This is a genomic window from Devosia polycyclovorans (assembly GCF_042181575.1).
GTDB lineage: Bacteria > Pseudomonadota > Alphaproteobacteria > Rhizobiales > Devosiaceae > Devosia > Devosia polycyclovorans.
Genome location: NZ_CP170082.1, coordinates 2,138,407 through 2,162,506 on the forward strand (window position 1 = coordinate 2,138,407; position 24,100 = coordinate 2,162,506).

Consider the following 24,100-nt stretch of genomic DNA (forward strand, 5'->3'; position numbering starts at 1 on the left):
CATCCGGTCATGCTCTCCTGCGGGAATTCTGCGGCATTGATTCGTGGCAAGAAAATCAAAGTTGTCAGCGCGACGAGAGATCCAATCATCAGCAGTGCTCTAACCGAGTGGCTTCTTTGTCGGCATCGCCAGCCAGTATTCGGCACGGTAGATTTTCCTTTCCGAGGAAGAACATCGCGTCAAAACTATGCAGAATTGCCATTTTGTGGCATCCCCGGTTTATAGAGGATGGGGAGGCTGGGACATGGATCTGGGTCGGTCTGACGGCGGCACACCAGCGTTGCGCCTGTCGCCGCAATCGTGGTTGGCGCTTGTGGCGACCCTGTTTCTGGTCGTGGCCGCAAGTGCAGTCTGGATTGCCACAAGCCGGCCATGGATGGGGCTTGTCCTGGTTCCAAGCGATGGTGGACACGTCGCCATCGTGGACGTCCTGCGTAGCGACCTGCCCAATGGCGTCCAGACGGGAGCCCGTCTTGTGGCCATAGCCACGCCGGATCGGCCTGATGGCCTCGATATCGGGGCGCTCGAGGTGATCGAGGAACCCGACACGCTCGATACTTACAAAGAGCTCAATGCGTTCCGCGAGCGTCAGACGCAGCTGGACCGCATGTTGCATGAGCGGCAGATCGAACTCGAACTGGTCTTGGCCGACGGCAGTTCTGCCATTGTTCAGGTCGACACGCTGGCTTCAAGGCCCATTTGGTCGCTTCCTTTCCAATTCTGGCTGCAACTTGGAGTGGGTGGCGCGGGGATTGTGCTGGGCGGTTGGGTTTGGGCCCTAAGGCAGGAGGAAGCGAGCGCATATTTTGCGTTGTCAGGCTTCGGGCTGATGCTGTCTGCCACGTCGGCGGCAATCTACAGCACCAGGGAACTGGCACTCGATGGAGGCCTGTTCCGATTGCTCTCGGCCGGCAATTATGCGGGTACCAGTATTTTTGGCCTGGCCCTCATCAGCCTGCTGCTGGTTTATCCGCGCCGGCTGGCGGGGACATGGGTCGTTGTTGGTGTATGGGTGGTCGGTCTTGGGGTGACGCTTGCCCATGTGCTGCAATTGATGCCGTCACAGGCTGTGGGCGCTTATGCCCCCATGCTGGCGGACTTTGTGGCGTTGTTCGGCCTGATCGCTGTCCAGCTTGTGCTCACCCGGCGCGATCCCCTTGCGCGCGCGGCCCTTGGGTGGTTTGGCCTGTCGGTCCTGCTCGGCACAGGAGTGTTCGTCTTTGCAATTGCGGCACCACTCCTGCTGGGCCTTGAGCCCCAGGCATCGCAGGCCAGTGCCTTTGCCGTTATTCTGCTCATTTATGCCGGCTTGGCGATCGGGGTGGCCCGTTACCGGCTATTCGATCTTGGAACGTGGTCGTTCCGGCTGATATCCTATCTGATCGGCGCTTTCTTGCTGCTGGGTCTGGATGCGCTGCTCATCTATGGCGCGACGATTGAGCAGGTGCCGGCCTTTGGCCTTGCTCTGCTTGTGGTCGCGCTGGGCTACCTGCCGCTGCGCAATATGATCGGGCAGCGCATCTTGCGGCGGCATCGCGTGGGGCCGCAGAATTTTCGGCAGATACTGGACATCGCCTTGGCATCCAACAGCCTCGAGCAGAGCGTTGGCTGGCGCAATCTGCTTGCCGAGACTTTCAATCCCCTCACCATCGAGGCCGCCACTGACGGCACCGGGGCCTCGCTGGTCGATGCAGGTCAGGCACTGCTGGTGCCGGCCTGCGGGCCCTTGCCGCCCGTGCTGCTACGCTTCGCCAATGGTGGCAGGCGGCTGTTTTCGGGATACGACCTGGATCGGGCCAATGAGATGATCGAGTTGATGCAGCATGCGCTCGATAGCCGGGACGCACATGAGCGCGGGGTGCGGCAGGAGCGCTCCCGGATTGCCCGTGACCTGCATGATAATATCGGCGCGCAATTGTTGCGCACGCTCCACAGTCCCGATGCCGAGCGCAAGGACGCCATCGTCGGAGAGACGCTGACCGATCTCCGCGACATCATCGCCAATGCGCATGGCAACGGCATCAGGCTGGACGAGGTGCTGGCCGAACTTCGCTATGAAACCGATGAGCGGCTGGCACAGGCCGGGATGAAGCTGGACTGGATGTCGAGGGGGGATGAGGGCCAGATTGTCAGCGCCAGGCTTGCCCACACCGTGCGGTCCATTGTTCGGGAGGCCGCCAGCAATGCCATCCGGCATGCGGGAGCGACCCGGCTTGCTGTCTCGTTTTCGGCAGAAGGTGCGCAGATCGATCTGGCGATTTCTGATGATGGGACAGGGTTCGACGAGACTCGGATTACGCCCGGCGACGGACTGGGCAATATGCGATCACGTACACTGGCGCATGGTGGCTCAATCTCTGTTTCCGGGAGTGGCAGGACACGCGTGGCAGTGCAGCTCCCGCTGGAGGACGTTGCGCCATGAATGTTGAAACCGTTCTGATCGTGGAAGATATTTCGGAAGCGATGACATCGCTGATCCGGATTGTGCAATCTGCCTTTCCTGAGGCGCGGCTGGAAACCGCCAGGTCAGTCAAGGAAGCGCGCTTTCTGATCACGCAGCGTTCATGGTCCATGGCGCTGGTGGACATTGGGCTGCCGGACGGGTCAGGTCTCGATCTGGTGCGGCTGTTTTCCGACTTGGCGCCGGAAACGGTTTGCGTGGTCAGCACGGTCCTTGGGGATGATGCCCATATCGTTGCGGCCCTCTCCGCAGGCGCGCAGGGCTATATCCTGAAGGGGCAGCCGGAGCAGGTCCTGCTGCGACAGTTGATGCAGATTCAGCATGGCGTGCCACCGCTTTCGCCCACCATTGCACGCCGGATCATGGAGCATTTCCAGCGCACCGGGCCAGTCGACACCGAAAGCAATGGGCTGACGGGGCGCGAGCTGGAGGTGCTCTCTCTGCTGGCCAAGGGGCTGCGCAATGCGGATGTGGCGGTCGCGCTGGAGCTGGCCGAGTCCACCATCGCCACCCACATCAAAAGCATCTACCGTAAGCTGGGCATATCCTCTCGCGCTGAGGCAGCGTTGCATGCAACACGACTGGGCCTAGCTTAGGCCGGGCAGTGATATGGCGCTGGCGGGGCAGGGGGGACTGGTTCCGCTTTCCGGGGGCGATACACCAGAAAACCCTATAAACCTCCACATTTCATGGCTCTTCAAGGCTTTTGGCTGTCCAACATAGTGTACACATTGGGGGCGTTTGCTGGAGGCGAACGGGAGGCGCAAAGCCGCATGATCTCGGCGGCATTTAGTGCCTAGCGCGCCTCGTCCCCAAGACTTTGAGCACCTGGATCCACGCTGACGTGCGATCTATAGCGCGGTGGCCATCACATCTGCAGTGGCGGAGTTTGGTAACCATGCTAGCGGCCGTGATCAGCCGCCGCTCAAAAGCGGCTTGCCATTAATCTCTCTACAAGTTCGGGCGTGGAATTTATGTTCCCAAGGGAGGAGCCGCGCCTTGAAGACGTTGCGAATCAATCAGATGGAAAGTTCCAGCACAGCCACGTCGGTGGATCACGACGCCCTGAGCTGGGACGACTTTACTCTCGATCAGGATGGGGCGGCTGAAGCCCGCCTGACACAAACGGCTCTGAGCGGAGCGCGGGAATTGATGGGCGTGGCACTGGATGTGTTGCCGTTTGCCTTGTTGTTCCATTCTGCCCAGGGGGTGCTGTTCAGCAATGGCGTAGCCAACCAGCTCTTGGGGAGCGCGCCCGGCGCCTTGGTCGGTCAACACCTGCTTGATTTTGTGGATGCGGAGGATTTTGCCTCGGTCTCCGAGGCGCTGAGCCAGGCGCTTGCCCAGCACGACCAAAAAACCTCGGCAGAGGCCCTGCTCCGGATGGGAGAGGTAGAGCGTCTTTGCCGGTTGACTATAGTCCGGCTTCCCTGGCCCGGAACACCACTCGCCCAAGTGGTAATCCATGACATTACTGATCAAAGACGAGCCGAGGTGTCGCTGCGGCAACTGACGATCGTTGATGAGCTGACCGGCGCGTATAATCGCCGCCACGCCTTTTACGAGGGCTCGCTTCACGCAGAGGCTTTCCTCGAAAACGGCTCGCCATTTGCCCTTGCAGCTCTGGACGTAGATCACTTCAAGGCCATCAATGACGAATACGGTCACGCGGGCGGCGACTGTGCCCTCAAACGCCTGGCCGCGGCCTGCAACAGCTTCATCCCGACAATGCGCCAATCCGACTCGGCGATGTTCGCACGCATTGGCGGCGAAGAGTTCCTGCTGCTCATGCCAGGAATGAAGGAGAGCGGTGCCCTGGCCGAATGTGACAGGCTGCGCCGGCAGATCGCGCAGCTTGCAGTGCGCCACGGCGACCAACACTTCGGGATGACCGTCTCGATTGGCGTCGCGGCGATGACCAACGCCGACGCCAATTTCGATGATCTGCTGGCGCGGGCAGATGGCAATCTTTATCGGGCCAAGCATGCAGGTCGCAATCGCGTGGTTGGAGATGTGCCATGTTAGAGCAGTGTACGGCCCAGTTAATCACTCGCACCACAGCAGAAAACCTTCAGCTTAATCGCATCGCCCAGATGGCGGGCTTTTCACGGATTGATGCGATCTCCTCCCGGCGCGCGTTCGACGCCGCCGACAAGCCCCATCGCATCAATTTCTTTCTGGCTCATGAAGGAGTGGGCTCAGGTCCACTTGAGGCCATCCTGCGGGCGGTGCGGACGCGCGAAGAGATCGATGTGCGCTTTGCCCCGGTCATCCTCTTTGCAAATGACATGGAGTTCGACACCTATCTGGGCTATATCGGCATGGGCTTTGATGATGTCATTACGCTGCCCGACAAGCTGTCAATGATCAGATCGCGGCTCTGCAACCAACTGAGCAAGCTGCAGGTCTACTACGAGACCAAGGACTATTTCGGTCCCGACCGGCGCCGCATGGAGCTCGCTCCCCCGGCGGGTGTCGAGCGCTCGGCTGTGCCGCACTCTCACGTCCGGCACGAGTTTATCCGCAATCCAAAGACCGGCATCCGCCTTGAGCGCAGCATCATCAAGCTGCCTATCACGCGCGATAAAACATCCCGGGACCGCCGCCATGGTGAGCCCGGGCACTGGGAGCGGAAGGGCGCAATATGACCCAGGCCATGTCCGCTGTTGGCACCCCGCTTGAGTTCAGTCAGGATGTTGCAACGCTCGCCCGGCTGCTCGACCAGGCGCCCCTGCCCAGTTATATCCTCGATCTTAATGGCGTCGTGCTTTTCGCCAACAGGCCCGGCGACATTTTACTGGCGCGTGAGCAAAATGGCTGCCGGGGCCTGAACCTCGAGAAGACCGTCTATCCGCCCGACCTGGACGAGGCCCGCTGGATGGCCGAAGCCCTGCTTGAGGGTCGGCATCCAGCCTACCGCGCCGAGCATCGATTGATTGATGCCAATGGCCGACGCTTCTGGGCCGCCATTTCGCTCTCGCTCCTCAATGATTGTTCGGGGCAGCCCAGATATCTTTGGCTGCAGGCCGCCGATATCGACGCGCAAAAAACGGCAGCCCTGGAGCTTGCCGACGCTGAGAAGCGATGGAGCATTGCGCTAGAAAGCGCTGGCCAGGGCGTCTGGGAATCTGACCTCCGGGCAGGGCGGGTCTACTATTCTCCCACCTGGAAACGCCTGCGCGGCTACGAGCCCGATGAGGAGGTCGATGGCTCACGTGAGGCCTGGCTTGAGCGCGTCCATCCGCTTGATCTCGAACGCGTCAAACTTCACATGCTCAGGGCCGACCAGTTGCCGCGCAATGTCTTTGAATATCGCGAGCGGCATCGCAACGGGCATTATATCTGGATTCAGAGCCGGGGGGCGCCGGTAGAGTTTGATACCAATGGGCGACCCATTCGCTTTATTGGCACAGATACCGATGTCACCGAGCTTAAGCGTACCGAGGCGCTGAGCCAGAGCCTGGCCAAGCGGCTCGAACTGGCCCTCAGCGTATCCCGCATTGGCGTGTTTGAGCATGATGTGATCACGGGCGGCCTGGAATTCGATCAGCGACTGCGCGAGATTTACGGCTTTGGCCCCTATTGCCCGATCTCCAGCGACGACTTCGAGCGCGCCGTCCACCCCGAAGACCTTGCCAGGGTGCTGGCGGCAAATGCCGAACTTCTGGTTCGACGGGGAGAGCACTCTTCGAGCTTTCGGATCATCCGCTCCGATGGTGACGTTCGGACCCTGACCTCCCATGTCACCTTTAGCGAGGACGGAGAGGGCAACCCCAAAATCATCGGTACCAGCTGGGACATCACCGACGAAGTTCGATTGCACGAGGAACTAGTTGCAGCCAACCAACTGGCGGAAGCCCGCAATGCCGACCTGCAGATCGCCAAGGACCAAATTGAAAAACAGGCACTGACGGACGCCCTGACAGAACTTCCCAATCGCCGCTTCCTGGAGCAGGTCCTTGGAAACCTGGCACGGGATCAAATGGCTACGTCGATCCTTCACATCGACCTCGACAATTTCAAGGAGATCAACGACACAGCGGGGCATATGGCGGGCGACGCAGTGCTCAAGCGTGCGGCCAGCGTCATTTCATCCAAAGTCACACCGGCCCAGTTCGTCGCCCGAACCGGGGGCGATGAGTTCGTTATCGTTTGTCCAGGGATCGTTGACACCGCGCGCCTGGAGCGACTCGCCCGGGACATTATCGATGCTCTGGCCAGTCCATTCCAGTTCGGTGGTCACCCCTTGCGGCTTGGAGCCAGCATTGGCATTGCCTGCCAGAGCAGAGGTAACGGCACCCTGGACAGGTTGCTAGGCGATGCTGACGCCGCGCTCTACCGCGCGAAAAAAGGTGGTGGCAGCCGCTTTGAACTCTTTACCGATGTCCTGCGCACCGAAATCGAAGTCGCGCGGCGGACATCGGAAGAAGTATTGGAAGCCATCGACCGCCGGCAGTTTGTGCCCTTTTATCAGCCCATCGTTGACGCCCGAACCCACGCGGTCGTCAGCCTAGAGGCTCTGGCCCGCTGGCATCATCCCGTGCAAGGCATGCTGCCGCCGGCGCGCTTCATGAAGGCCGCAGAGGACCGTCAGGTCCTCAGCGTCATCGACGCCATGATCCTCGAGCAGGCGGTTGCCGACCTCAAAGCCTGGCGTAAGCAAGGGATCACCATTCCATCTGTGTCGGTCAATGTCTCGTTCAACCGCCTTGCTGACGAGCAGTTGATCGGTGCTCTCGACAAACTCGATTTCGAGCCTGGGACGCTCAGCTTCGAACTCCTTGAATCCATCTTCCTCGATGACGACAATGACGAGTTCTGCGCCAATATTGAAGGCATCCGCAAGATGGGCATCGGCATCGACATCGACGATTTCGGCACTGGCCACACTTCGTTCCTCAGCCTTTTCCGCCTCAATCCGCGGCGCTTCAAGATTGATCGCCAACTGGTTCAGCCAATCATCGAAAGCCAGGAAAAGCGGGCCGTTGTCAGCTCGATCATCGGTGTGGGTAAGACACTCGGTCTCAAGGTCGTGGCCGAAGGCGTCGAAACCCAGGCCCATGCCAATCTGTTGCGTCGCCTCGGCTGCGACTACCTCCAAGGCTACGCCTTTGCTAGGCCCATGCCGGCAGAAGAGCTGCAAGCTTGGATGAGCGAACGGGAACAGTAAAGAGCTTCGCGGTCGGCCTTGAGCAATGGGTTGAATGGGTGTGGCTGTTGCTCCGATCACCATCGGGCGCTAGCGGCGGTGTTCGGCGCCATGTTGTCATCGATCCGCAAAAAAGTGCGCGCGGTTCAATACGGGTTTGGCCATGCGCTTGTGCACGACCTTTTTGAGAAGCTAGGAAACGAACTGGGCAGCGACGGCGCGGCTGACGGCCTCGCCCAGATTTCGGGTGTCCGCACTCATGCCGCAACAACTCCAGCCGAGTGGACCGGAACTGTGCAACACCGATTTGCCTGTGTTCCCGGAATTCCGGGAATTTCCGCTGTGTCTTTGGGGGTATTGGTGGAGGGGACTGGACTGCACCGAGCTCGATTTCTCAAGCACTTAGAACGGCTAACCGGCTCAATTTGCGATATTGATTCAAAACGCCTTTTTGCCAGCCTTGGCTAACTTCCGCCGATCGCTTTCATGGCCCGATCCGCGAGTTCCATCTGGTCCGCTGCCTTAGTGTAGCGGGTGACCTTCTTATCGGTCTGGTGCCCGCTAGAGCCAACGTACGCTTCAGGGGTTCCCCTCACTAGATCAGGTGTGTTTCGTCGTTCGTCAGGTCGATTGCGATCGCATGAAGGCGATCCTGCAATGAACGCATCCGACTGATGTCGCTTTGGATGCCAATATAGTGCGATACTTCACCTTCCGGGTTGACCACCGGCTCAAGAGAAAGTCGGTTCCAGAACGGGGTGCCGTTTCTATGGTAATTGAGCACGTCGATGAGCAAGGATTCGCCCTTTGCGATGGCTGCGCTCATTTGCTCTACTGCTGCGGGGCTGGTGTCAGTGCCCTGTAGGAAGCGGCAGTTTCGTCCGATGACCTCATCGCGCTGGTAACCCGTCATTTTCTCGAAGCCGCGGTTCACGTAAACCAGAGGGGCATCTGGGGCGCGAACATCTGAAAGCGTCAAAGCCTGAACTGAAAGATCAAGCTTCGAGTCCTGGATTTTGCGTTCGGCAAGCGGGTGTTTGATCAGCTTCATGGTGTCGCGATACCCTCAGACATGCACCTTCATAGCGCTACGGGGTTAAGACATCGCATAGCACAGGCAGGGCGTGGCGGGGGCGGGCTACAGCGAGTTGATCAGGGGTTTCTTGGTATCAGTGCCGTCATAGCGGCTAGAATTGACCGCGCGATTCACACGATAGAATTCGAGCTGGCTGTCGATCTGGGCGTCGAGCAGGAGAGCCTTTGCCTCATTGCCCTGAATATCCGTGTTGAGCCAGGTGCGATAAGCGTCGCGCGCAAGAATGATCGGCATCCGGTCATGGATCGCTGAAATTTCCGGCACGGCCGGTGCAGTGATGATCGTGCAGCTTGAAACCCCAAGGTTATCATTGTGCGCCCAAATGCCCGCGAAGCTGAACGGGGCGCCATCGGGCAACTGCAAAAGCCAAGGATCCTTGCCGCCATCCTCCGCCTTGGTCCATTCAAAATACCCATCGGCTGGGATCAGGCAGCGGCGGGACTTGAAGCCCTCCCGGAAAGCGCCGGACGTGTCGACGGTCTCGATCCTGGCATTGAACATTGCAGCCTTGGGCAGTTCCTTAGCGAAAAAGGGCACCAGCCACCAGCGGCCGCGATCCATCTCCATGTTGCCGGCCTTGTCCAGGTGGACGAAGTCAACGTCCTGGGTTGGCGCGATGTTGAAGCGAGGCGGTAGGTTCGTCGCGGGCCGTTGATGAATGTTGTAGAGCGCATGGATCTGCGACCAGGTCAGCTCATTGGTGAAGCGTCCGCACATCAGAAACCCTCCCGCTTGGCCAGCTTCCCCATTCGGGGCGCCAGATGCCAACATCTGCCATCGTCATGGCAACATGCTCATAGCCCATTCGTTGCTGGAGTACGTGCGCTTGCGCAAGAACGTCCCTTATGGTCCACCAACCGGTTTATCCAACAGCATCGAAAACGCCTTTCTCGGTCACTCTGGCGGTCCGGTAGATGGTGCCCATCGGCTGGTCATAGGATAGGCCGATACCGAGCATGTCCGCGCTGGACCCTCCGATACCGACCACGATGGCATCTTCTGCGATCTCGTCGTCATCGGTGCTCAATTGGCAAACCGGTGGGCAGGTCTCGAAGCATCGCCCTGATAGTGATTTCCCGCCCGTCAGCGCACCGATCCCCCCGGCGATGGCTTGGGGATTATGCGGTCGCGCACGCTGGCGCATCGCGGATCGTTCGCCATCTCCGGCGCGGTTGGGACCAGTATTGCGGTGCAGCTTCCCATGGAGGATCCGGCACCATGAATGTGGAGAGCCTGCTGATCGTCGAGGACATTTCCGAGGCGATGCCCTCATTGATCCGGATTGCACAAGCGGCTTTTCCAGAAGCCCGTATCGACATGGCCAGGATTATGAAGGAAACGCGCGCGCAGGTCAGCGGCAATGGTCCATGGCGCGGCGGATCATGAAGCATTTCCAGCGCACCGGCCTGTCCAAAGCGTGGGTGATAGCCTGACCCGACGCGAACTCGAAGTGCTCAAGCTGCTGGTCAAGGGGCTGCGCAATGCCGAAGTAGCAGTGGCACTGGATCTGGCCGAATCCACCATCGCTACACATCTCAAGAGCATCTACCGCAAGCTGGGCATATCCTCACGCGCCGAAGCGACCCTGCACGCGACGCGCCTCGGGCTGACGTAAAGCCAGCTTCTGCGATTTCAGCTTTCGCTTGGGCGAGGGGGTGGTGGAGGGGACTGGATTCGAACCAGTGTAGCCTGAGGCGTCAGATTTACAGTCTGATGGATTTAACCACTCTCCCACCCCTCCACATTTTCCGGGCAGGAAGCGACGGCGCTTGCGTGTCGTCGGGGCGGTTTATGGTTGGCTGTCGCATTAGTGTCAACACCCTAGAGTGCAAGTTGCGCAAGATTTTGGATCGACAAGCAAATTGTGGAAAGCGGGCTGCACTTGCCCTTGCCAGCGCGCCCTGGTTCGCGCTAATCGATGCCAGTGGCTTCGCCGCAAGGGCGGGTATAGCTCAATGGTAGAGCAGCAGCCTTCCAAGCTGAATACGCGGGTTCGATTCCCGCTACCCGCTCCATTTTCCCAGCTTTGCAAAATTGCTATGTCGCTGTAACGGCCAAGGAATTCGGTGTACACAGCCAACTTTGGGTTGTCTTGCCCGGAAATTCGTGACACATTTTGATCCTATAACGTGATACATTGGAGAGGAATGGCGTGCCCAGGGGTTCTCAACTCGACCGTTTTTTGCAGCGCCGCGGGGACCGCTGGCAGTATGTTCGGCGCGTTCCCGCCATGGTGGCTGAGCAGGATGAGCGGGCTCCAGTTATCCGTAGTTCGCTCAAGACCCACGACTTGGCGGTCGCCCGCGTCATGCGCGATGCCTTGGAAAAGGCGGACAACGACCTGTGGGCATCGTTTCTGTGCGATGAGGAAGAGTCAGCGGCTCTGAAGCGCCACAAGGCCGCCGTGCGTCGGGCAGCGGCGCTCGGCTTTGCTTATCGTCCTGCAGGCGAGCTCGAAGCCAAGGCAAGCTGGCAGGAGTTGGCCGAGCGGATGGAGGCAATTCTTGATACGCGGACATCCCATGCAGTCGAAACGGCGGTGCTGGGTGGAGAGCCAACGCCCAGCGTGACGCTGACCCAAGCGCTTAAAGTCTATATCAACGATATTGCTGCATCTCAGCTGGTGACGAAGTCGCCGCAGCAAAGGCGGAAATGGCGGGTCATTCCCGAGCGGGCTGTGCGCAACTTTGTCGAGATCGTCGGGGACAAGCCGATTTCGCACATCACCCGCGACGACGCGCACAAATTCTATCGCTATTGGCTGGCGCGCATCGCTCCAGCCGACAAAGGCAAGAAGCCAACCCATACTGCATCATCGGGCAACCGGCAGATTGGTGAGCTGCGAAAGATCTATCGCGAGTATCATGCCTTCATGGGCGCGGAGAACAAGCTCAACCCATTCGCAGGACTAAGTTTTGAGGAGCGCAAGAAAGCCAAGCGGCCTCCTTTCCCGACCGCCTGGATCCGGGACAAGATTCTGAAAGCCGACGCTCTCAAAGGCTTGAACGAGGAGGCGCGGGCCATCCTTTTGGTCACCATCGAAACGGGGGCGCGGCCGAGCGAGACCTGTAATCTCGATGCCAGCAACATCCACCTTGATGGCCCAGTGCCCTACATTAGCTTTGTGGAGCGCGATGATCCGGAGGCGCCACGTGAATTGAAGACCGCAGCCTCCATTCGCGAGATTCCGCTGGTCGGCGCTGCTTTGTTGGCATTTCAAATGTATCCAAGCGGTTTTCCCCGCTATCGGGAGAAGGAAGAAGCTGCCTGCGCTGCAATCAATAAGTATCTGCGCGAGAACGGCCTCGTCCCAACGTCAAAACACACCCTCTACAGCATCCGTCACTCGTTTGAAGACCGGATGAAAGAAGCCGGTATTGACGGGGAAATGCGCGAAATCTTTTTTGGCCATCGTCGTTCACGCCAGGAATATGGGTCAGGGGGCGCTCTGGAGTGGCGTCGGTCACTTCTCGAGCGGATGGTTTTACCGTTCGAACCCTCGATTTTGTCGCGCTCGATCTAGGCGCCGACTCCCTGGAACACGCCGTTGCTGACATGGGCTATGTTGTCAGCTTCCCCAAAGCTATGCTTTCAAGAGGTGATTCACCCATCAGGAGGGACATAGTGGCAATTCGTGCTGAAACCGCGCTGGCGCGGCCGGGCTGCCTGGGGCACTACATCCGGGCGCTGGCGCTCGATCGACTAGATCTGTCCGTGACCCTGGCGGCCGAGGCGATTGGGTTCATCCGCGCCGCATTTTCGGCTTTTCTGAATGGCCGCGCGTCGCCCAGCTCATGTACATACAGTGCGATTGTGATATTGCCCAAGCTCGCGCGCGCGAAGGCGAGATCTTGGTGCCTCGCTATCAGCCCGGGCCGCAACAAACCACAGCCAAGGCTGTTGTGATCGGAAGCGCATGCATCTCTTCAATCCCAAAACGCTCGATCGCCATATTGCTTACCCGGACAGTCTTCCTGCCAGTCACGAGGCCCTGCTGAAAGAGTGGAGTGAGCTCATCCGCTCGGGCCGTATCACCGGATTGAAGGAGACGGCCCTTCACGGCGACTTCAAGGCCAAGATTGTGGAGGGTGTGCTTGGCTATGTCAGCGCCGTCGTGTCCCCTGACCACACGGTGACTTCAGAACAGTCGATCCTGAGCGGTTCTGTCGATCTGGCCCTTGGTCATTTTGGGCCGCAGCGTTCCCAGATCCTTGCACCTTTCGAGCTCAAGGGAGCGCGTACCAAGGATCTCGATGCCATTATGCCTGGCCGGGCAAAGAGTCCGGTGCAGCAGGCGTGGGAGTACGCCACAAACGCGCCCGGTGTGAAATGGGTCGTCGTGTCGAACTATGTTGAGCTCAGGCTCTACGGCTTCGGCGAAGGCACGCAAGCCTATGAGCACTTCGAGCTCGCCAAGCTGACTGAGCCGGCTCAATATGCTCGATTTATGCTTCTGCTCGGGGCGGAGAACCTGCTGAGCGGCCAAACGGCCGCGCTGCTCAAGGAGAGCCGCCGCGAAGACCAGGACATTACCGACGCGCTTTATTCGGACTACAAATCCTTGCGCGGCGACCTCATCGCGGCAGTGCGCCAGGAACTACCATCTCTCGACGGTCTGAGCGCGATCGCAGCGGCGCAGACCATCCTAGACCGCATCCTCTTTACGGCCTTTGCCGAGGACACAGGGCTCCTGCCACGCCACATTCTCGAAAAGGCATTCGAGCATTCCGATCCTTTCAATCCTCGCCCAATCTGGGATAATTTCAAAGGGCTCTTCACCTCAATCGACAAGGGCAATCATCAGCTGAATGTCCCGCCGTACAATGGGGGACTGTTTGCCCCTGATCCCATCGTCGATCAGCTCAACATCCCCGACGCGGTTTGCGAGAAATTCAAAGATATCGGCGGCTACGACTTCAGCTCGGAAGTCTCGGTCACCGTTCTGGGGCACATCTTTGAGCAATCGATCGCCGATGTGGAACGTCTCCAAGCCGAAGCACGCGGTGATGAGGTCGAAGCTGAAAAGAAAACAGGAACGAGTGGTCGCCGCAAGCGCGACGGTGTCGTCTACACTCCAGACTACATTGCTCGCTTCATCGTCGAGCAAACGCTCGGCACGCACCTGGAAGAGATCTTTGCCTGCATCGTCAGGCAATTTGCGCAGAAGGGATCGAGCCTTGCTGATTACGAGGCGATCAAGTGGAAGCGTAAGAGCGCGCAACTGGAAGCATGGCAGGCCTATCGGGACCGGCTGAAGTCGCTGCGCATCGTCGATCCAGCCTGCGGGTCGGGCGTTTTTCTGGTGATGGCCTTCGACTACATGAAGGCCGAGCTCTTGCGCGTGAATGAGAAGATCAAGGAGCTGGCGCCCAGGGCTGAGCATATGGGCGATCTTCTCAATTACGTCCCCGACAGTGAGATCCTCACCAGCAATTTGTTCGGCGTCGATGTGAACGCCGAAAGCATCGAGATCGCGAAGCTTTCGCTTTGGGTGAAAACGGCTCGTCGCGGCAAGCCGCTTGACAGTCTTGGTGGCAATCTGAAGGTGGGCGACAGCCTGATCGAAGATTCCAATTTCGCCTATCTCTCGCACGGGTTTACCTGGGCGAGCGCCTTTCCCCAAATCATGGCCGAAGGTGGCTTCGATATCGTGCTCGGCAATCCGCCCTATGTGCGGATGGAGCACCTTAAGCTGATGAAGCCTTACCTAGAAAAACGGTTCGAGGTGGTGTCGGATCGGGCGGATCTCTACTGCTACTTTTTCGAGCGCGGGCTCAACCTGCTGAAGCCTGGAGGTCGGCTTGGATACATCTCGTCATCGTCTTTCTTCAAAACGGGCTCTGGTAGGCCGCTACGCGATTTTCTGCGCCAGAAGGCAACGATTGAAACCGTAGTTTATTTTGGCGATCTGCAAGTTTTTGAGGGGGTGACCACCTATCCCGCCATCCTCACCATGCGGCGCGAGGCCCCTTTAAAAGATCACACGCTTCGTTTTTGGACGGTCGACACGCTACCAGAATCTAACTTTCGTGCGAATTTTGAGAAAGGGGCGGCCACTTATCCGCAGTCTTCACTTTCCTCTGGGTCGTGGTCTCTGGAAGAGGCTGGGCTGCAGTCGCTGCGGCGCAAGATCCGGACAGGGCGGGAGCGATTGGGTGATGTTTACGGTGATCCGTATGCTGGCATAAAAACTGGGCGTAACGAGGCGTTTGTCATCGACCGCACAGAAAGAAACCGGCTTGTCGCCGCCGATCCGAACTCTGCGGACCTCATTAAGCCCATTATTTTTGGCAATGAGTTGGAGCAGTGGCACGTAGCGTCGGCTGAACGCTTCATTATATACATCCCGAAGTCAACCATCGATGTCCTAAAATACCCCGCAATCCTAGAGCGACTCTCCCAATTCAAGTCTAGACTGGAACAGCGGGCTGCTAAGCAGGAATGGTTTGAGCTGCAGCAGGCGCAAGCAGCGTTTGAATCTACTTATGCAGGCACGAAAGTTGTGTACCGGGACATCGCCAACCGTCCTAGCTTTTCCGTTGATAGCGGAAGCTACATCGACATGACGTGTTTTTGCTTGAAAGGCGCCTCCCACTATGAGGCCGCTTTACTCGGCTCCAACGTACTTTGGTTTGCACTCACGAGCGAAACAACAATAGCTAGGGGCGGATACTTCCGGATGAAGAGCCAATATCTGAGGTCGCTTCCTATTCCACTTGCTTCTGAATCTCAGAAAAACGAAATCGCCGCGATCGCTGAGTCCTGTCAAGCGGCAGCGGAAAGACGCCACGTCCTGCAGCGTGCCCCAACACGACGTATACCGGATATCGCTCCTATTGGAGCGTTCACGAATCTTTCAAACAAGCTCAAGAAGTGGTGGCTTTTGCCGGATTTCGCTGCATTCCGGTCTGAGGTCAAGAGGTGTCTGAAGGCAGATATCCCCCTGTCCGAGCGTAGCGACTGGGAAGACTGGATCGCCCGAGACAAGGCAGAAATTGCGCGCCTTTCGTCCGAGATCCAGGCCAATGAGCGCCGTATCAACGAGCTGGTGTATGGACTTTTCGATTTGACTGGTGAGGAGATCGAGCTGTTGGAGTCTAGCATCTGATGAGCACCCTTGCATTATTACGTCAGATTTGATATATTGATTTCATGGAAGATTGAAATCCTGAGTGACACGGTGCGGGCGGAGCTTGAAGCTTTGCCGGCTGACCAGATTGCCCGCTTCCTGCGGATCGGTGAGCTGATCCAGTCTTTGGGGCTGGAGCGCGTTCGCGAGCCCCACGTGAAGCACCTGGAAGGGCCGCTTTGGGAAATCAGGATGAAGGGCAGGGACGGCATATCCCGCGCTCTGTATGTCGTTGCCAGACCAAAGCGCGTAGTGGTGGTCAGGATCTTCGTGAAGAAATCCCAAAAGACCCCACGCCGCGAAATCGAGCTCGCCCTGAAGCGAGCGAAGGATGTGAGATGACAAGCTTGAACGAGCTGAAAAAGGATCTGCTGAAGCGTGCCGATGTGCGCGCTGAATATGAATCTCTCGCCGAGGAGTTCTCGATCGCGGAGGCGCTGATCCGTGCGCGGAGCGAGGCAGACTTGACGCAGACGGAACTGGCCGAGCGGATGCATACCTCGCAGTCCTATATCGCCAAGCTCGAAAGTGGACGGGTCAGTCCCTCGATGAAGGCGCTACAACGCTATGCTGCTGCGACGGGTTCGCGGCTGAAGATTAGCCTGGAGCGAGCGGTGAGCCCATGAAGGCGGACGAAAAAACACTCACGCTCTACATCAAAGCTTATTCGCCAAAAACCATTCCCATGGGGCGTCTGGCGAAGTACATGCAGGCATTTGCTGCCATGCTGGGCAACGAACATGGGGTTCATTTTGACCAGCTCAAGCCGGGCAGCACGCAGCTTGTCAGTCGCATTGATCGCGAAGAAATCCCTAAAGTGGATGAGCAGCTTGAGCGTGTCCGTCGTAGGGAAGCTGGCCAAGACGCTCTGAAGGCGTGGAACGAAATCGACCGGCTTCTCGCCGATGACAATGCCACCGGCTATGTCTACGAGGGTGAAAGTCCCACGGCCCAGATCATTGAGTTTCCGGGTGTCAAACGGCCAAAGCCGGTCAAATACGGGCCTTTCACGCAGGAGGGGTCGATTGATGGTATTCTGATCAGCGTGACGGGTGCTGACCAGACAATCCACCTTCAGCTACAGAATGGCGAGTTGAAGTATACCGGCATTGAAACAGACCGAGAAACAGCGCGCCGACTCGGGCATCACCTGTTCGAGCCAATCCGACTCCATGGAAGCGGGAGATGGATGCGAGAAGAAGACGGCATCTGGACGCTGAAGCGTTTCCGAGTTGCCACCTTTGCTATCCTCAAGAATCACGACCTTGCGGAGGCTGTTGAAGATCTGCGGGCCGCGCAGGGCAGCCATTGGGCCGAAATGGACGATCCGATCGCGGCGCTTGATGAGTTGCGGGACGGCAAGGATGGCCTTCACTGATGGTGGTTTTCGATACCTCCGTTCTGTTGCTGCTCATCGAGCCAAAGGCAAAGCCCCCGATTGATCCAGCGACCGGTTTGCCGGTCGAAAACGCTGCTGCCCGCATAGAGCATCTTGTTTCTGTACTGTCCGACGCCAGTGAAAAGATCATCGTGCCAACGCCGGTGCTGAGTGAAATCCTGGTCCATTCGGGTGAGGCAACCAATCACTATCTTGATGCCCTGAATGGGCAGGCCGTCTTCCGCATTGCAAACTTTGATCAAAAGGCCGCCATCGAGGCAGCGTTAGCGATCGGCGACGCGCTTAGACGCGGAGGAATTCGTATCGATTCTGCTGATCCTGAGGTCACGCGCGGTAAGGTCAAATTCGACCGCCAGATCGTGGCCATCGCGAAAGCCGAAGGGGCGACAACCGTCTATTCTGACGACACCGATGTTGTGAGATATGCGGAGCAGGCTGGGTTGAGAGCCTACCGAACAGCCGACCTTGATCTGCCCCCCGAAGACCCGCAGACTGCCATGGACTTCGATAGCTAGGCTTCCTTGAAAGGCTCAGCTCTACTCTGATAGCCGTCTCGCCTCCCGCAAGCCGTCCTCGCTCAGCTCCCAGATTCCACGATCGGAATCGCTGCGCATCAGCCCTTCTTTCTTTAGGTCATTTCTTTCCCAGCACACAGCGTTCCACCACCGTGGATCGCCTGATGAGACTGGTGCGAGATCGGCCGCTCCAAGCATAGAGCGCACCTCCGGTTCCATCCGATCGCGGATATCCTTGCTGAATGCGGCCCCTCCTAAATCAAGAAGAACGCGCATCAGAGGATTGCGGAATTCGCGTTGCGGCGTCTTCTTGCCCCTGGGCTTGGGCGCTGCCCGGATTGGCTTAGGCGGCGTTTTGCCCAGCGTTTTGTCCAATGCATCCAAGGCGGTCCGGATCACATCATCGGGCGTATCTTCTAAGGGACGCGCATACCTCTTCAACCGGTCCCAGGTGGCGTCGGAAATTCGAACAACGGGCATCACAGTAGCACACCATCCTCTTTGCACTGATGCGATTAGTAGTACCTTGTAACTAGGTTCTAGTCAATAGTTTGGGAGGGGGCGCCGTCCTCGCGCTGAATCCGGACGCTTCAACATTTGCCGGATCATGCTGGGTGTGCTCGATTGCGCTGCATTCATCTTCATGGGCGTCGCTTTCTCTCTCCAGCTTTCCGTCTGACCGCCGCGTGTGTCGCGGCCTTCCTTCGTGGCTTTCCTGGCCGAACCCTCCGCCCTCGCAACGGCATGCGCCGTCTTTTCGCTTCGCCCGCCCCTTTCGGGGTGCAAGGGCCGTCTGGCTCAGCCTCTTCGGTCGCCATCAGGCCGCGCCGATCGCGGCTCCAGGCAACGAAAGGAGAGACCCATGCCACGCACCCAAAAATTCGATGTCCATCAGGAGATCACCAACCGCATCGTCGATGCGATCGAGACCGCCGAAGACTTCCGGCTCCCATGGATCAAAAGCACGGCCGGCAGCTTTGCCCGCCCCGTCAACATCGCTTCGAAGAACCCCTACAATGGCGTCAACATCGTCAGCCTCTGGGTCGCAGCGTTTGTTGCTGAATACCCGTCCAACATCTGGGGCACGTATCGGCAATGGCAGGACAAGGGCTGCCAGGTCCGCCGCGGCGAGAAATCCGCGCTCGTGGTCTTTCATAAGACTCTGTCGGTTGAAGAGACCAACCAGGAGACCGGCGAAACCCAAGTCGGTGAGCGGTTCATTGCCCGGGCCAGCTCCGTGTTCAACGCAGCACAGGTTGAGGGCTTTGAATGTGCGCCAGAGACACTTCCAGACGGACCGCTATTCGATCCGATCGAGAAGGCAGAGCAGTTCGTTGCCGCCACCGGTGCAGTCATCGACGAGGGTGGCGAACATGCATGCTACATTCCCGGCTATGACCTGATCCGAATGCCGGATCGCAAGCGCTTTGTGGGCACAAATACAAGTGGGGCACGCGAGGCCTTTTACGCGACGCTTTGCCATGAGCTTGTACACTGGTCAGGCGCAAAATCCAGACTCGATCGGGATCTTTCAGGTCGCTTTGGCAAGGAAGCCTATGCTGCCGAAGAGCTGATTGCCGAACTTGGTGCAGCATTTCTGTGTGCCGATCTGGGACTGACGCCCACGCCCCGCGCCGATCATGCCAGTTATATCAAATGCTGGCTGGCCATTCTCAAAAACGACAAGAAGGCGATCTTTTCGGCTGCCGCCAAGGCATCCCAGGCTGCAAACTGGCTCTTGGTGCATGGCCAGGCGGGATAACCCCTTGCATCACAGTCGGGCACCCTGCGCCATTCCATTCCCGGGCTCTTGCCTCTGGAATGGTTAGGCTGCAGGACAGTCAACAACATTGCCAAGGTCATTGCATATGCAATCTTGCACCGTATTCCATTTTGCCCTCATCGGTCGACACGAGAACGACCCCGGTCGCCGCCAAGGAGATACTGCGGAATCGCTGGAACGACGGATCGCAGCGATCCCTGGGCGCATTGGGCTTGCAGCATGTCGGGGTCAATATTGGCAATATCGGTCCATTGGTTGCGATACCAGAACTCTATGTGCTGTGAAGGGATGCTGACGTGCTCTCCCGAGGCAAGCGCGACAACGTGGGCCAGTCCGAAAGGGGTAAGCTGGGGATTGAGATCGGGAATTATAGTGCCTAAGGGCAAGTGCGAGCGGTGTACGCGTGAGATCACCGGGATATGTTTCAGTTCGTACGACTTTAGCTCACCGGTAACATTTCGGGCATGATCCATTTCCATGTAGGAAAAGTCCCGGATATGGGTGAGCTGGAATTCACGCACCAGATTGTGATTGTCCCAGAAATAGATGGCGCGAAGGCTCGACCCGGTGCGCGTCATGCGATCGAGCTTTTCCATGATCGCATCGATATACGCTTTGTTGGCGTCACGGTGACGCAAAATATTGTCCAGCGGGATTCTGTATCCATGACCGTCAGCCTTAATGCGGTCCGGAAGCCAGTCTCCAAAGCTATGAAGGTAGTCGACTCGATAAACATAGCGCTCATCGGCACAGTACCTTCTCGGGCGAAACCGTTCGTAATCGAGGGGCGAAACTTTCGGCGGCATGTCTACAAGCGGAAATGGACATCTTGGCAGGGCAAAGGTGAGGGTCATTCGCTGTCTCCGGTTATGTCTTGTGGGTTGGTTTGTCGTGTGTTTGCTGATCCGGCCCGCAACCTTGCCCTAAGTTTGGCGAGCACTTCCTCATCCGCCTTGGCCTCGGCGAGCTCCCTTTCGAGCCGGCGCACGATGGGGACAAAGGCTGCGGCATTTCTGCCGGCCCGTTCCACGACCAGTGCAAGGCGGTCAAGATATCGTTCGCAATGGTCAACATCACGGGGGATGGTTTTGGTCGGCGGATTGTTGGGCCTAAGCTTTGCGTCATCAGCGCTCATGGCTGAGACCTAGCGCGGCTCGCGCTGCAGATATCTGGCAGGCTTTGTGGGCACCCTGATCTGGCACCTGAACATGCTCGAGAGCACACGGGCGGAGATAGTCGGGGGTGGAAGCCCGCGTCCCTGAGCGGCTCAGGATCTGGGCGAGTAGGACGTGGCGCTCTCCGTCCTGGACCGGCCGCTCCCGATCGGTGAGCAAACGGGCCGCTTTTGCGCCGGTATCGGGCTCTGTGGCATCAAAAAAGACCTCGAGCCCATGCCTGTGACGGCAGGCCACGACAAGGATGTCGTGGCGGTCCATGGATGTATCAGAGATCAGAAAAGACTGGTCGGTCGTAAGGCCCTGAGACCCGCAACTGGTGGTCGCGCATGCGTGGGCAAGCTGGGCGCGACCCTCCACTTTGGCACGCACAATCAGCGTTCCGGTCAGATCGGTCGTGACATCGAGCACGCGCCCGGCCGTGCCATGGATGACCCCGAGTTCATCCTTGCGCGCGAGATATCGGATGTGATCACCCGCCGCGAGAGCGAGCTGATGGGTTTGACCCGAGGGGGATACGGCATCTGACCGGCACAGGTCAGACTGGCCAAGCTCGTTTTTGGCGCACAGTGATTCGCGGGCGCAGGCACTGATCGCTTGGACTTTGGCGTTGGTCTTGGCCATCATCAGGGTTGAGCGGTCCGCGTGGGCGGACCGTTCGACCATAGGCGATACTGACTTGCGGCGCTTCACGTTTGCCTCAGTCAAGGCTGATCTCCCTGACCTGCACGCGCTTTCTGGCGTCATCCTGTTGCGCTTGCTCCCGCGACGCTGACAGGAGGGGAAGCGGAACCTGCGGCTCCATCTGCGGCGCGAAATCCTGGGTGGTGCGCTTGAGTCGTGCCCGCGCCAGTTGCGTCGCCAGAAAGTCCAGACGCTCATCGAACTCTTTCGCCTCACCTCGTCTGCGCTCGCTGAGTGGCAGGCTGGCCTTCAGACTGGTTTCGACCGCCCTACGATCGATGACGAGCTGGGTCTGGGCACGGGCCCGGCTGGCGGACACATAGATGTCGTGGCGATCCATGCCTGGCGTCACCCAGACGACAGCCTGGTCGACGGTGGTTCCCTGGGCGAGATGGATGGTGCTGGCATAGGCGTGGGCAAGCTTTGCGCGTCCCTGTTCGTCGGCGATTTCGTCAGGCGAGAATCGGACGCGGCCATTCTGGGTCGCAACGGTCAATTCGACGCGCGTTCCGCTACGAATAGATTCGATCCGGCCTTCCGTACCGTTGACGATCTCACCGCCGTCCAGCGTTGCGCGCGTGAGGAAGCGCACACGATCCCCCTGGGCCAGCGGCAGGGTTACTTCCTGATGCGATGCGCTCACAGCTGGCAGGAGCAACTCGGCTCCGACGATCTGGCCCCGGTCGCGTAGACGCCTGCGCACTTCAGTCGATATCGCTCGGACCTGCGCGTTGCTCTTGGCAATGATCAGTGCAGAACCGTTTCCCGCGCCGACCCTGGTCTGCTCCCAGGCATCGACGAGGGCTTTGACGGTGGCGGCAGCACCATCGGCTTCGAGGACTAGTCCTCGTTCGCGATATGCCGCAAGCGCCTCGCGCGCGCGGCCCTTGCCAAAATGAGTGATGGCATCGCGAGCCCATTGCTCGTGTTGGCGAACGATCTCATCGACTTTCGAACCCGACATTGCGTTGGCGACGAGCCGCAAGCCAGAACCGGCGCCCACGCTCTGCAACTGGTCGCGATCCCCCACCAGGATCAGACGGCTGCTGCTATCGCCGTTTGCCTGCGCCTCGCTAAAGGCTCTGAGCAGGGCGTGCATCTGACGGCTCGAGAGCAGACCGGCCTCGTCAACGATGAGGACCGTACCGGCGGTGATGAAGTCGCCACCGGTCCGGGCGACGGCGAGCCAGGAGTCGATGGCACGGGCTTTGATCGCAAGATCATTGCGTAGGGCATTGGCGACTCGCCAGGCCGTGGCGCCGGCGATGACGCGATGGCCTGTTTCCTGAAGAGCCTCGGTCACTGCCTCGAGCAATTTGGTCTTGCCAGACCCCGGTGCCCCCTCGATGATATGGATGACCTGCGCGGTAAGGGTTGCCCGTGCGGCCGCTGCCTGTTCGTCATTGAGTCCATGCTCGGTCACCAGCTCGTCGACGCGTCCGGCATCAAGCGCTGCGCCTGGTATGGCAGTCAGCTCGCGCACCATCTGGCCGATCTCGCGTTCGATCCGGAGCATTTCGGGGGTGGTCAGGATTTCCTGGCCGAACCGGTCACGGTCAAGCACGACATATTCCCCCTCAGCGATCATTCGATCGACTTCGGCAGCCACATGACGTGGGTCCTCACCAGTGCCAACGTAAGCCGACGCTACTGCGGCATGCAGATTCCGCCGTTCGAACGTTGACTCGTGCTCCGTCAATGCTCCGGCAATCTGAGCAAGGCGGTCCGCAAGGCTTTCCTTGTGTTCCGGCTGAGCGAGGCTCGTCGCGATCAAAGTAGTTGCGTCATATCCCTGTTCGGTAACGCGGTCGCGCCAGCCAACATGCCGATCCTCGGCCTGATGCTGCTGCTTGATCTTGCGCGATTTGCGTGCGACTGAGGCCGCGACCGAGGGCGCATCCATGCTCTGCATGCCGATGGCAGCAAGTTCGTCCGCAATCTCATTCCGGCGCGCCGAGAAATATTTAATGAGATCGGCGGGAACGCCGCGGATTTCGAAAAGGCCGTTCTTGCCTGTTAGCTCGATCTTGAAACCAAGTCGCATGAGCTCGAACGCCAACACGGCATGATACTGAGCACCCATGGCCATTTTCAAGGCAAACAGCGCCGTTCCGTCGAGGGCTCCAAAGCCCCCATTCTGACGCGGGCCGGCGTTAATGATCACGGTATGCGTATGAAGGTTTGGGTCCTCAAAAACCCGTCCGTCCGTGTGTTCGGCTGGACGTGATTCGCCATGCTGGAAGCTGGCGACCGTTAAGCGGGTTTTTTCCCGGTGGACACCGTTGCGTCCGAACCGGCAAAAGGCAGCGTATTTTTCGGCGATTTCGATCGCTTGAGCGACTGCCTTGGCCTGGGCGTCTTCCAGCCTGGCGCGAAAGTCATCATCGGCCATCGCCCACAAGAGGGCGAAACTCTTGGGCGCCGAGAACGTCGCATCGTATCCGCCGATGCGGCGACGGGGGCCGCCGACGCCGACGGTGGACAGGAGGGCTGAACCGTCCGGACGCAAGCCGGCATGCAAGAGCTCAAAAGGCTTGGACTCAACAATGCTGCCGACCGAAAGCAAAAGTCCCCCGGCGGTGAGAATCCACCGGCCTGCCGGTTCCCGCCCACCGACGTAGTATTCAGTTGTCTCGGTGTAATATTGGGCGGAGGTGCCCGCCGCGATTGTTGCAACCATTTCGCCTGCTCCCTTTCACAGGCGAAACT

Annotated in this window: 24 protein-coding genes and 2 tRNA genes; 17 read left to right on the top strand and 9 right to left on the bottom strand. The window is 58.8% G+C overall.

All coding sequences use genetic code 11. The annotated features are described in order from the left end of the window. The first annotated feature begins 244 nt into the window (after nt 1-244). From ACE4RL_RS10695 to ACE4RL_RS10720, 6 genes are all read left to right on the top strand, one after another. A complete protein-coding gene (locus tag ACE4RL_RS10695) occupies nt 245-2,422 on the top strand; it encodes a sensor histidine kinase (RefSeq protein ID WP_375597177.1) in 2,178 nt (725 codons plus the stop codon). Then, nucleotides 2,419-3,057, top strand: coding sequence for a LuxR C-terminal-related transcriptional regulator (locus ACE4RL_RS10700; RefSeq protein WP_375597178.1), 639 nt, complete (start codon nt 2,419-2,421; stop codon nt 3,055-3,057). The genes ACE4RL_RS10695 and ACE4RL_RS10700 overlap by 4 nt, the downstream gene beginning before the upstream one ends. Nucleotides 3,058-3,322: 265 nt before the next feature. Then, nucleotides 3,323-4,486, top strand: a complete 1,164-nt coding sequence (locus ACE4RL_RS10705) for a diguanylate cyclase (RefSeq protein WP_375597179.1) — start codon at nt 3,323-3,325, stop codon at nt 4,484-4,486. Continuing rightward, complete coding sequence (locus ACE4RL_RS10710; RefSeq protein WP_375597180.1) at nt 4,480-5,109, top strand: hypothetical protein; 630 nt, start codon at nt 4,480-4,482, stop codon at nt 5,107-5,109. Before ACE4RL_RS10705 ends, ACE4RL_RS10710 begins: the two co-directional genes overlap by 7 nt. Further along, entirely contained in the window at nt 5,106-7,631 is a 2,526-nt protein-coding gene (locus ACE4RL_RS10715; protein WP_375597181.1) for an EAL domain-containing protein, read from the top strand. The genes ACE4RL_RS10710 and ACE4RL_RS10715 overlap by 4 nt, the downstream gene beginning before the upstream one ends. Nucleotides 7,632-7,721: 90 nt before the next feature. Next, nucleotides 7,722-8,078, top strand: a complete 357-nt coding sequence (locus ACE4RL_RS10720; RefSeq protein WP_375597182.1) for a hypothetical protein — start codon at nt 7,722-7,724, stop codon at nt 8,076-8,078. A 127-nt stretch (nt 8,079-8,205) separates the two neighbouring features. On the opposite strand, the gene ACE4RL_RS10725 is transcribed toward ACE4RL_RS10720, so the two are convergent. The 3 genes from ACE4RL_RS10725 to ACE4RL_RS10735 all read right to left on the bottom strand — a co-directional run bounded on the left by ACE4RL_RS10725 (nt 8,206) and on the right by ACE4RL_RS10735 (nt 9,733). Continuing rightward, nucleotides 8,206-8,661 (bottom strand): PAS domain-containing protein, encoded by a 456-nt coding sequence (locus ACE4RL_RS10725; protein ID WP_375597183.1) that lies wholly within the window; start codon nt 8,659-8,661, stop codon nt 8,206-8,208. Nucleotides 8,662-8,748: 87 nt separating this feature from the next. Continuing rightward, nucleotides 8,749-9,423: an SOS response-associated peptidase gene (locus ACE4RL_RS10730; RefSeq protein ID WP_375597184.1), complete on the bottom strand. Its 675-nt coding sequence runs from the start codon at nt 9,421-9,423 to the stop codon at nt 8,749-8,751. Nucleotides 9,424-9,568: 145 nt separating this feature from the next. Next, on the bottom strand, nt 9,569-9,733 hold the full coding sequence (locus ACE4RL_RS10735) for a hypothetical protein (RefSeq protein WP_375597185.1): 165 nt from the start codon (nt 9,731-9,733) through the stop codon (nt 9,569-9,571). Nucleotides 9,734-9,924: 191 nt separating this feature from the next. Between ACE4RL_RS10735 and ACE4RL_RS10740 the strand changes: the two genes are divergently transcribed. Next, the gene (locus ACE4RL_RS10740) at nt 9,925-10,092 is read left to right on the top strand and encodes a hypothetical protein (protein WP_375597186.1); all 168 of its coding nucleotides are present in this window, start codon (nt 9,925-9,927) and stop codon (nt 10,090-10,092) included. A 31-nt stretch (nt 10,093-10,123) separates the two neighbouring features. After that, nucleotides 10,124-10,321 (top strand): response regulator transcription factor, encoded by a 198-nt coding sequence (locus ACE4RL_RS10745; protein WP_375597187.1) that lies wholly within the window; start codon nt 10,124-10,126, stop codon nt 10,319-10,321. Nucleotides 10,322-10,362: 41 nt separating this feature from the next. Here the strand turns inward: ACE4RL_RS10745 and ACE4RL_RS10750 are convergent. Continuing rightward, a tRNA-Tyr gene (locus ACE4RL_RS10750) sits at nt 10,363-10,447 on the bottom strand. 200 nt (nt 10,448-10,647) lie between these two features. Between ACE4RL_RS10750 and ACE4RL_RS10755 the strand changes: the two genes are divergently transcribed. From ACE4RL_RS10755 to ACE4RL_RS10790, 8 genes are all read left to right on the top strand, one after another. Further along, nucleotides 10,648-10,721, top strand: a tRNA-Gly gene (locus ACE4RL_RS10755). Between the two features lie 137 nt (nt 10,722-10,858). Beyond that, complete coding sequence (locus ACE4RL_RS10760) at nt 10,859-12,229, top strand: tyrosine-type recombinase/integrase (RefSeq protein WP_240549624.1); 1,371 nt, start codon at nt 10,859-10,861, stop codon at nt 12,227-12,229. Nucleotides 12,230-12,330: 101 nt separating this feature from the next. Then, nucleotides 12,331-12,612 (top strand): hypothetical protein, encoded by a 282-nt coding sequence (locus ACE4RL_RS10765; RefSeq protein ID WP_220305772.1) that lies wholly within the window; start codon nt 12,331-12,333, stop codon nt 12,610-12,612. Nucleotides 12,613-12,622: 10 nt separating this feature from the next. After that, the gene (locus ACE4RL_RS10770) at nt 12,623-15,814 is read left to right on the top strand and encodes an Eco57I restriction-modification methylase domain-containing protein (RefSeq protein ID WP_332715757.1); all 3,192 of its coding nucleotides are present in this window, start codon (nt 12,623-12,625) and stop codon (nt 15,812-15,814) included. Between the two features lie 9 nt (nt 15,815-15,823). After that, nucleotides 15,824-16,177 (top strand): type II toxin-antitoxin system RelE/ParE family toxin, encoded by a 354-nt coding sequence (locus ACE4RL_RS10775; protein ID WP_309207458.1) that lies wholly within the window; start codon nt 15,824-15,826, stop codon nt 16,175-16,177. Beyond that, complete coding sequence (locus tag ACE4RL_RS10780; protein ID WP_220305770.1) at nt 16,174-16,461, top strand: helix-turn-helix domain-containing protein; 288 nt, start codon at nt 16,174-16,176, stop codon at nt 16,459-16,461. The genes ACE4RL_RS10775 and ACE4RL_RS10780 overlap by 4 nt, the downstream gene beginning before the upstream one ends. Then, a complete protein-coding gene (locus ACE4RL_RS10785; protein WP_220305769.1) occupies nt 16,458-17,213 on the top strand; it encodes a hypothetical protein in 756 nt (251 codons plus the stop codon). The genes ACE4RL_RS10780 and ACE4RL_RS10785 overlap by 4 nt, the downstream gene beginning before the upstream one ends. Then, nucleotides 17,213-17,749 carry a type II toxin-antitoxin system VapC family toxin gene (locus tag ACE4RL_RS10790; protein WP_220305768.1) on the top strand — a complete coding sequence of 179 codons (537 nt, stop codon included), beginning with the start codon at nt 17,213-17,215 and terminating at the stop codon, nt 17,747-17,749. Before ACE4RL_RS10785 ends, ACE4RL_RS10790 begins: the two co-directional genes overlap by 1 nt. A 21-nt stretch (nt 17,750-17,770) precedes the next feature. Here the strand turns inward: ACE4RL_RS10790 and ACE4RL_RS10795 are convergent, their stop codons facing one another. Continuing rightward, nucleotides 17,771-18,229: a winged helix-turn-helix domain-containing protein gene (locus ACE4RL_RS10795; RefSeq protein WP_240549718.1), complete on the bottom strand. Its 459-nt coding sequence runs from the start codon at nt 18,227-18,229 to the stop codon at nt 17,771-17,773. Nucleotides 18,230-18,611: 382 nt separating this feature from the next. Between ACE4RL_RS10795 and ACE4RL_RS10800 the strand changes: the two genes are divergently transcribed. Next, nucleotides 18,612-19,511 (top strand): zincin-like metallopeptidase domain-containing protein, encoded by a 900-nt coding sequence (locus ACE4RL_RS10800; protein ID WP_309207457.1) that lies wholly within the window; start codon nt 18,612-18,614, stop codon nt 19,509-19,511. Between the two features lie 137 nt (nt 19,512-19,648). Here ACE4RL_RS10800 and ACE4RL_RS10805 read toward each other — a convergent pair whose 3' ends face one another. The 4 genes from ACE4RL_RS10805 to mobF are packed head-to-tail and all read right to left on the bottom strand — an operon-like array spanning nt 19,649 to nt 24,071. Beyond that, nucleotides 19,649-20,386 carry a hypothetical protein gene (locus ACE4RL_RS10805; protein WP_220305765.1) on the bottom strand — a complete coding sequence of 246 codons (738 nt, stop codon included), beginning with the start codon at nt 20,384-20,386 and terminating at the stop codon, nt 19,649-19,651. Beyond that, on the bottom strand, nt 20,383-20,667 hold the full coding sequence (locus ACE4RL_RS10810) for a hypothetical protein (protein ID WP_220305764.1): 285 nt from the start codon (nt 20,665-20,667) through the stop codon (nt 20,383-20,385). The genes ACE4RL_RS10805 and ACE4RL_RS10810 overlap by 4 nt, the downstream gene beginning before the upstream one ends. Next, nucleotides 20,657-21,415, bottom strand: coding sequence for a hypothetical protein (locus ACE4RL_RS10815; protein WP_332715750.1), 759 nt, complete (start codon nt 21,413-21,415; stop codon nt 20,657-20,659). The genes ACE4RL_RS10810 and ACE4RL_RS10815 overlap by 11 nt, the downstream gene beginning before the upstream one ends. Continuing rightward, nucleotides 21,408-24,071, bottom strand: coding sequence for a MobF family relaxase (mobF, locus tag ACE4RL_RS10820; RefSeq protein WP_375597188.1), 2,664 nt, complete (start codon nt 24,069-24,071; stop codon nt 21,408-21,410). The genes ACE4RL_RS10815 and mobF overlap by 8 nt, the downstream gene beginning before the upstream one ends. Nucleotides 24,072-24,100 lie beyond the last annotated feature (29 nt).

Excerpts from the sequence above, each read along its gene's own strand:
- ACE4RL_RS10695 (WP_375597177.1), top strand. The coding sequence starts at position 245 with ATGGATCTGGGTCGGTCTGACGGCGGCACACCAGCGTTGCGCCTGTCG.
- ACE4RL_RS10700 (WP_375597178.1), top strand. The coding sequence starts at position 2,419 with ATGAATGTTGAAACCGTTCTGATCGTGGAAGATATTTCGGAAGCGATG.
- ACE4RL_RS10710 (WP_375597180.1), top strand. The coding sequence starts at position 4,480 with ATGTTAGAGCAGTGTACGGCCCAGTTAATCACTCGCACCACAGCAGAA.
- ACE4RL_RS10715 (WP_375597181.1), top strand. The coding sequence starts at position 5,106 with ATGACCCAGGCCATGTCCGCTGTTGGCACCCCGCTTGAGTTCAGTCAG.
- ACE4RL_RS10720 (WP_375597182.1), top strand. The coding sequence starts at position 7,722 with ATGTTGTCATCGATCCGCAAAAAAGTGCGCGCGGTTCAATACGGGTTT.
- ACE4RL_RS10725 (WP_375597183.1), bottom strand. The coding sequence starts at position 8,661 with ATGAAGCTGATCAAACACCCGCTTGCCGAACGCAAAATCCAGGACTCG.
- ACE4RL_RS10730 (WP_375597184.1), bottom strand. The coding sequence starts at position 9,423 with ATGTGCGGACGCTTCACCAATGAGCTGACCTGGTCGCAGATCCATGCG.
- ACE4RL_RS10740 (WP_375597186.1), top strand. The coding sequence starts at position 9,925 with ATGAATGTGGAGAGCCTGCTGATCGTCGAGGACATTTCCGAGGCGATG.
- ACE4RL_RS10770 (WP_332715757.1), top strand. The coding sequence starts at position 12,623 with ATGCATCTCTTCAATCCCAAAACGCTCGATCGCCATATTGCTTACCCG.
- ACE4RL_RS10780 (WP_220305770.1), top strand. The coding sequence starts at position 16,174 with ATGACAAGCTTGAACGAGCTGAAAAAGGATCTGCTGAAGCGTGCCGAT.
- ACE4RL_RS10785 (WP_220305769.1), top strand. The coding sequence starts at position 16,458 with ATGAAGGCGGACGAAAAAACACTCACGCTCTACATCAAAGCTTATTCG.
- ACE4RL_RS10790 (WP_220305768.1), top strand. The coding sequence starts at position 17,213 with ATGGTGGTTTTCGATACCTCCGTTCTGTTGCTGCTCATCGAGCCAAAG.
- ACE4RL_RS10795 (WP_240549718.1), bottom strand. The coding sequence starts at position 18,229 with ATGCCCGTTGTTCGAATTTCCGACGCCACCTGGGACCGGTTGAAGAGG.
- ACE4RL_RS10800 (WP_309207457.1), top strand. The coding sequence starts at position 18,612 with ATGCCACGCACCCAAAAATTCGATGTCCATCAGGAGATCACCAACCGC.
- ACE4RL_RS10805 (WP_220305765.1), bottom strand. The coding sequence starts at position 20,386 with ATGACCCTCACCTTTGCCCTGCCAAGATGTCCATTTCCGCTTGTAGAC.
- ACE4RL_RS10810 (WP_220305764.1), bottom strand. The coding sequence starts at position 20,667 with ATGAGCGCTGATGACGCAAAGCTTAGGCCCAACAATCCGCCGACCAAA.
- mobF (WP_375597188.1), bottom strand. The coding sequence starts at position 24,071 with ATGGTTGCAACAATCGCGGCGGGCACCTCCGCCCAATATTACACCGAG.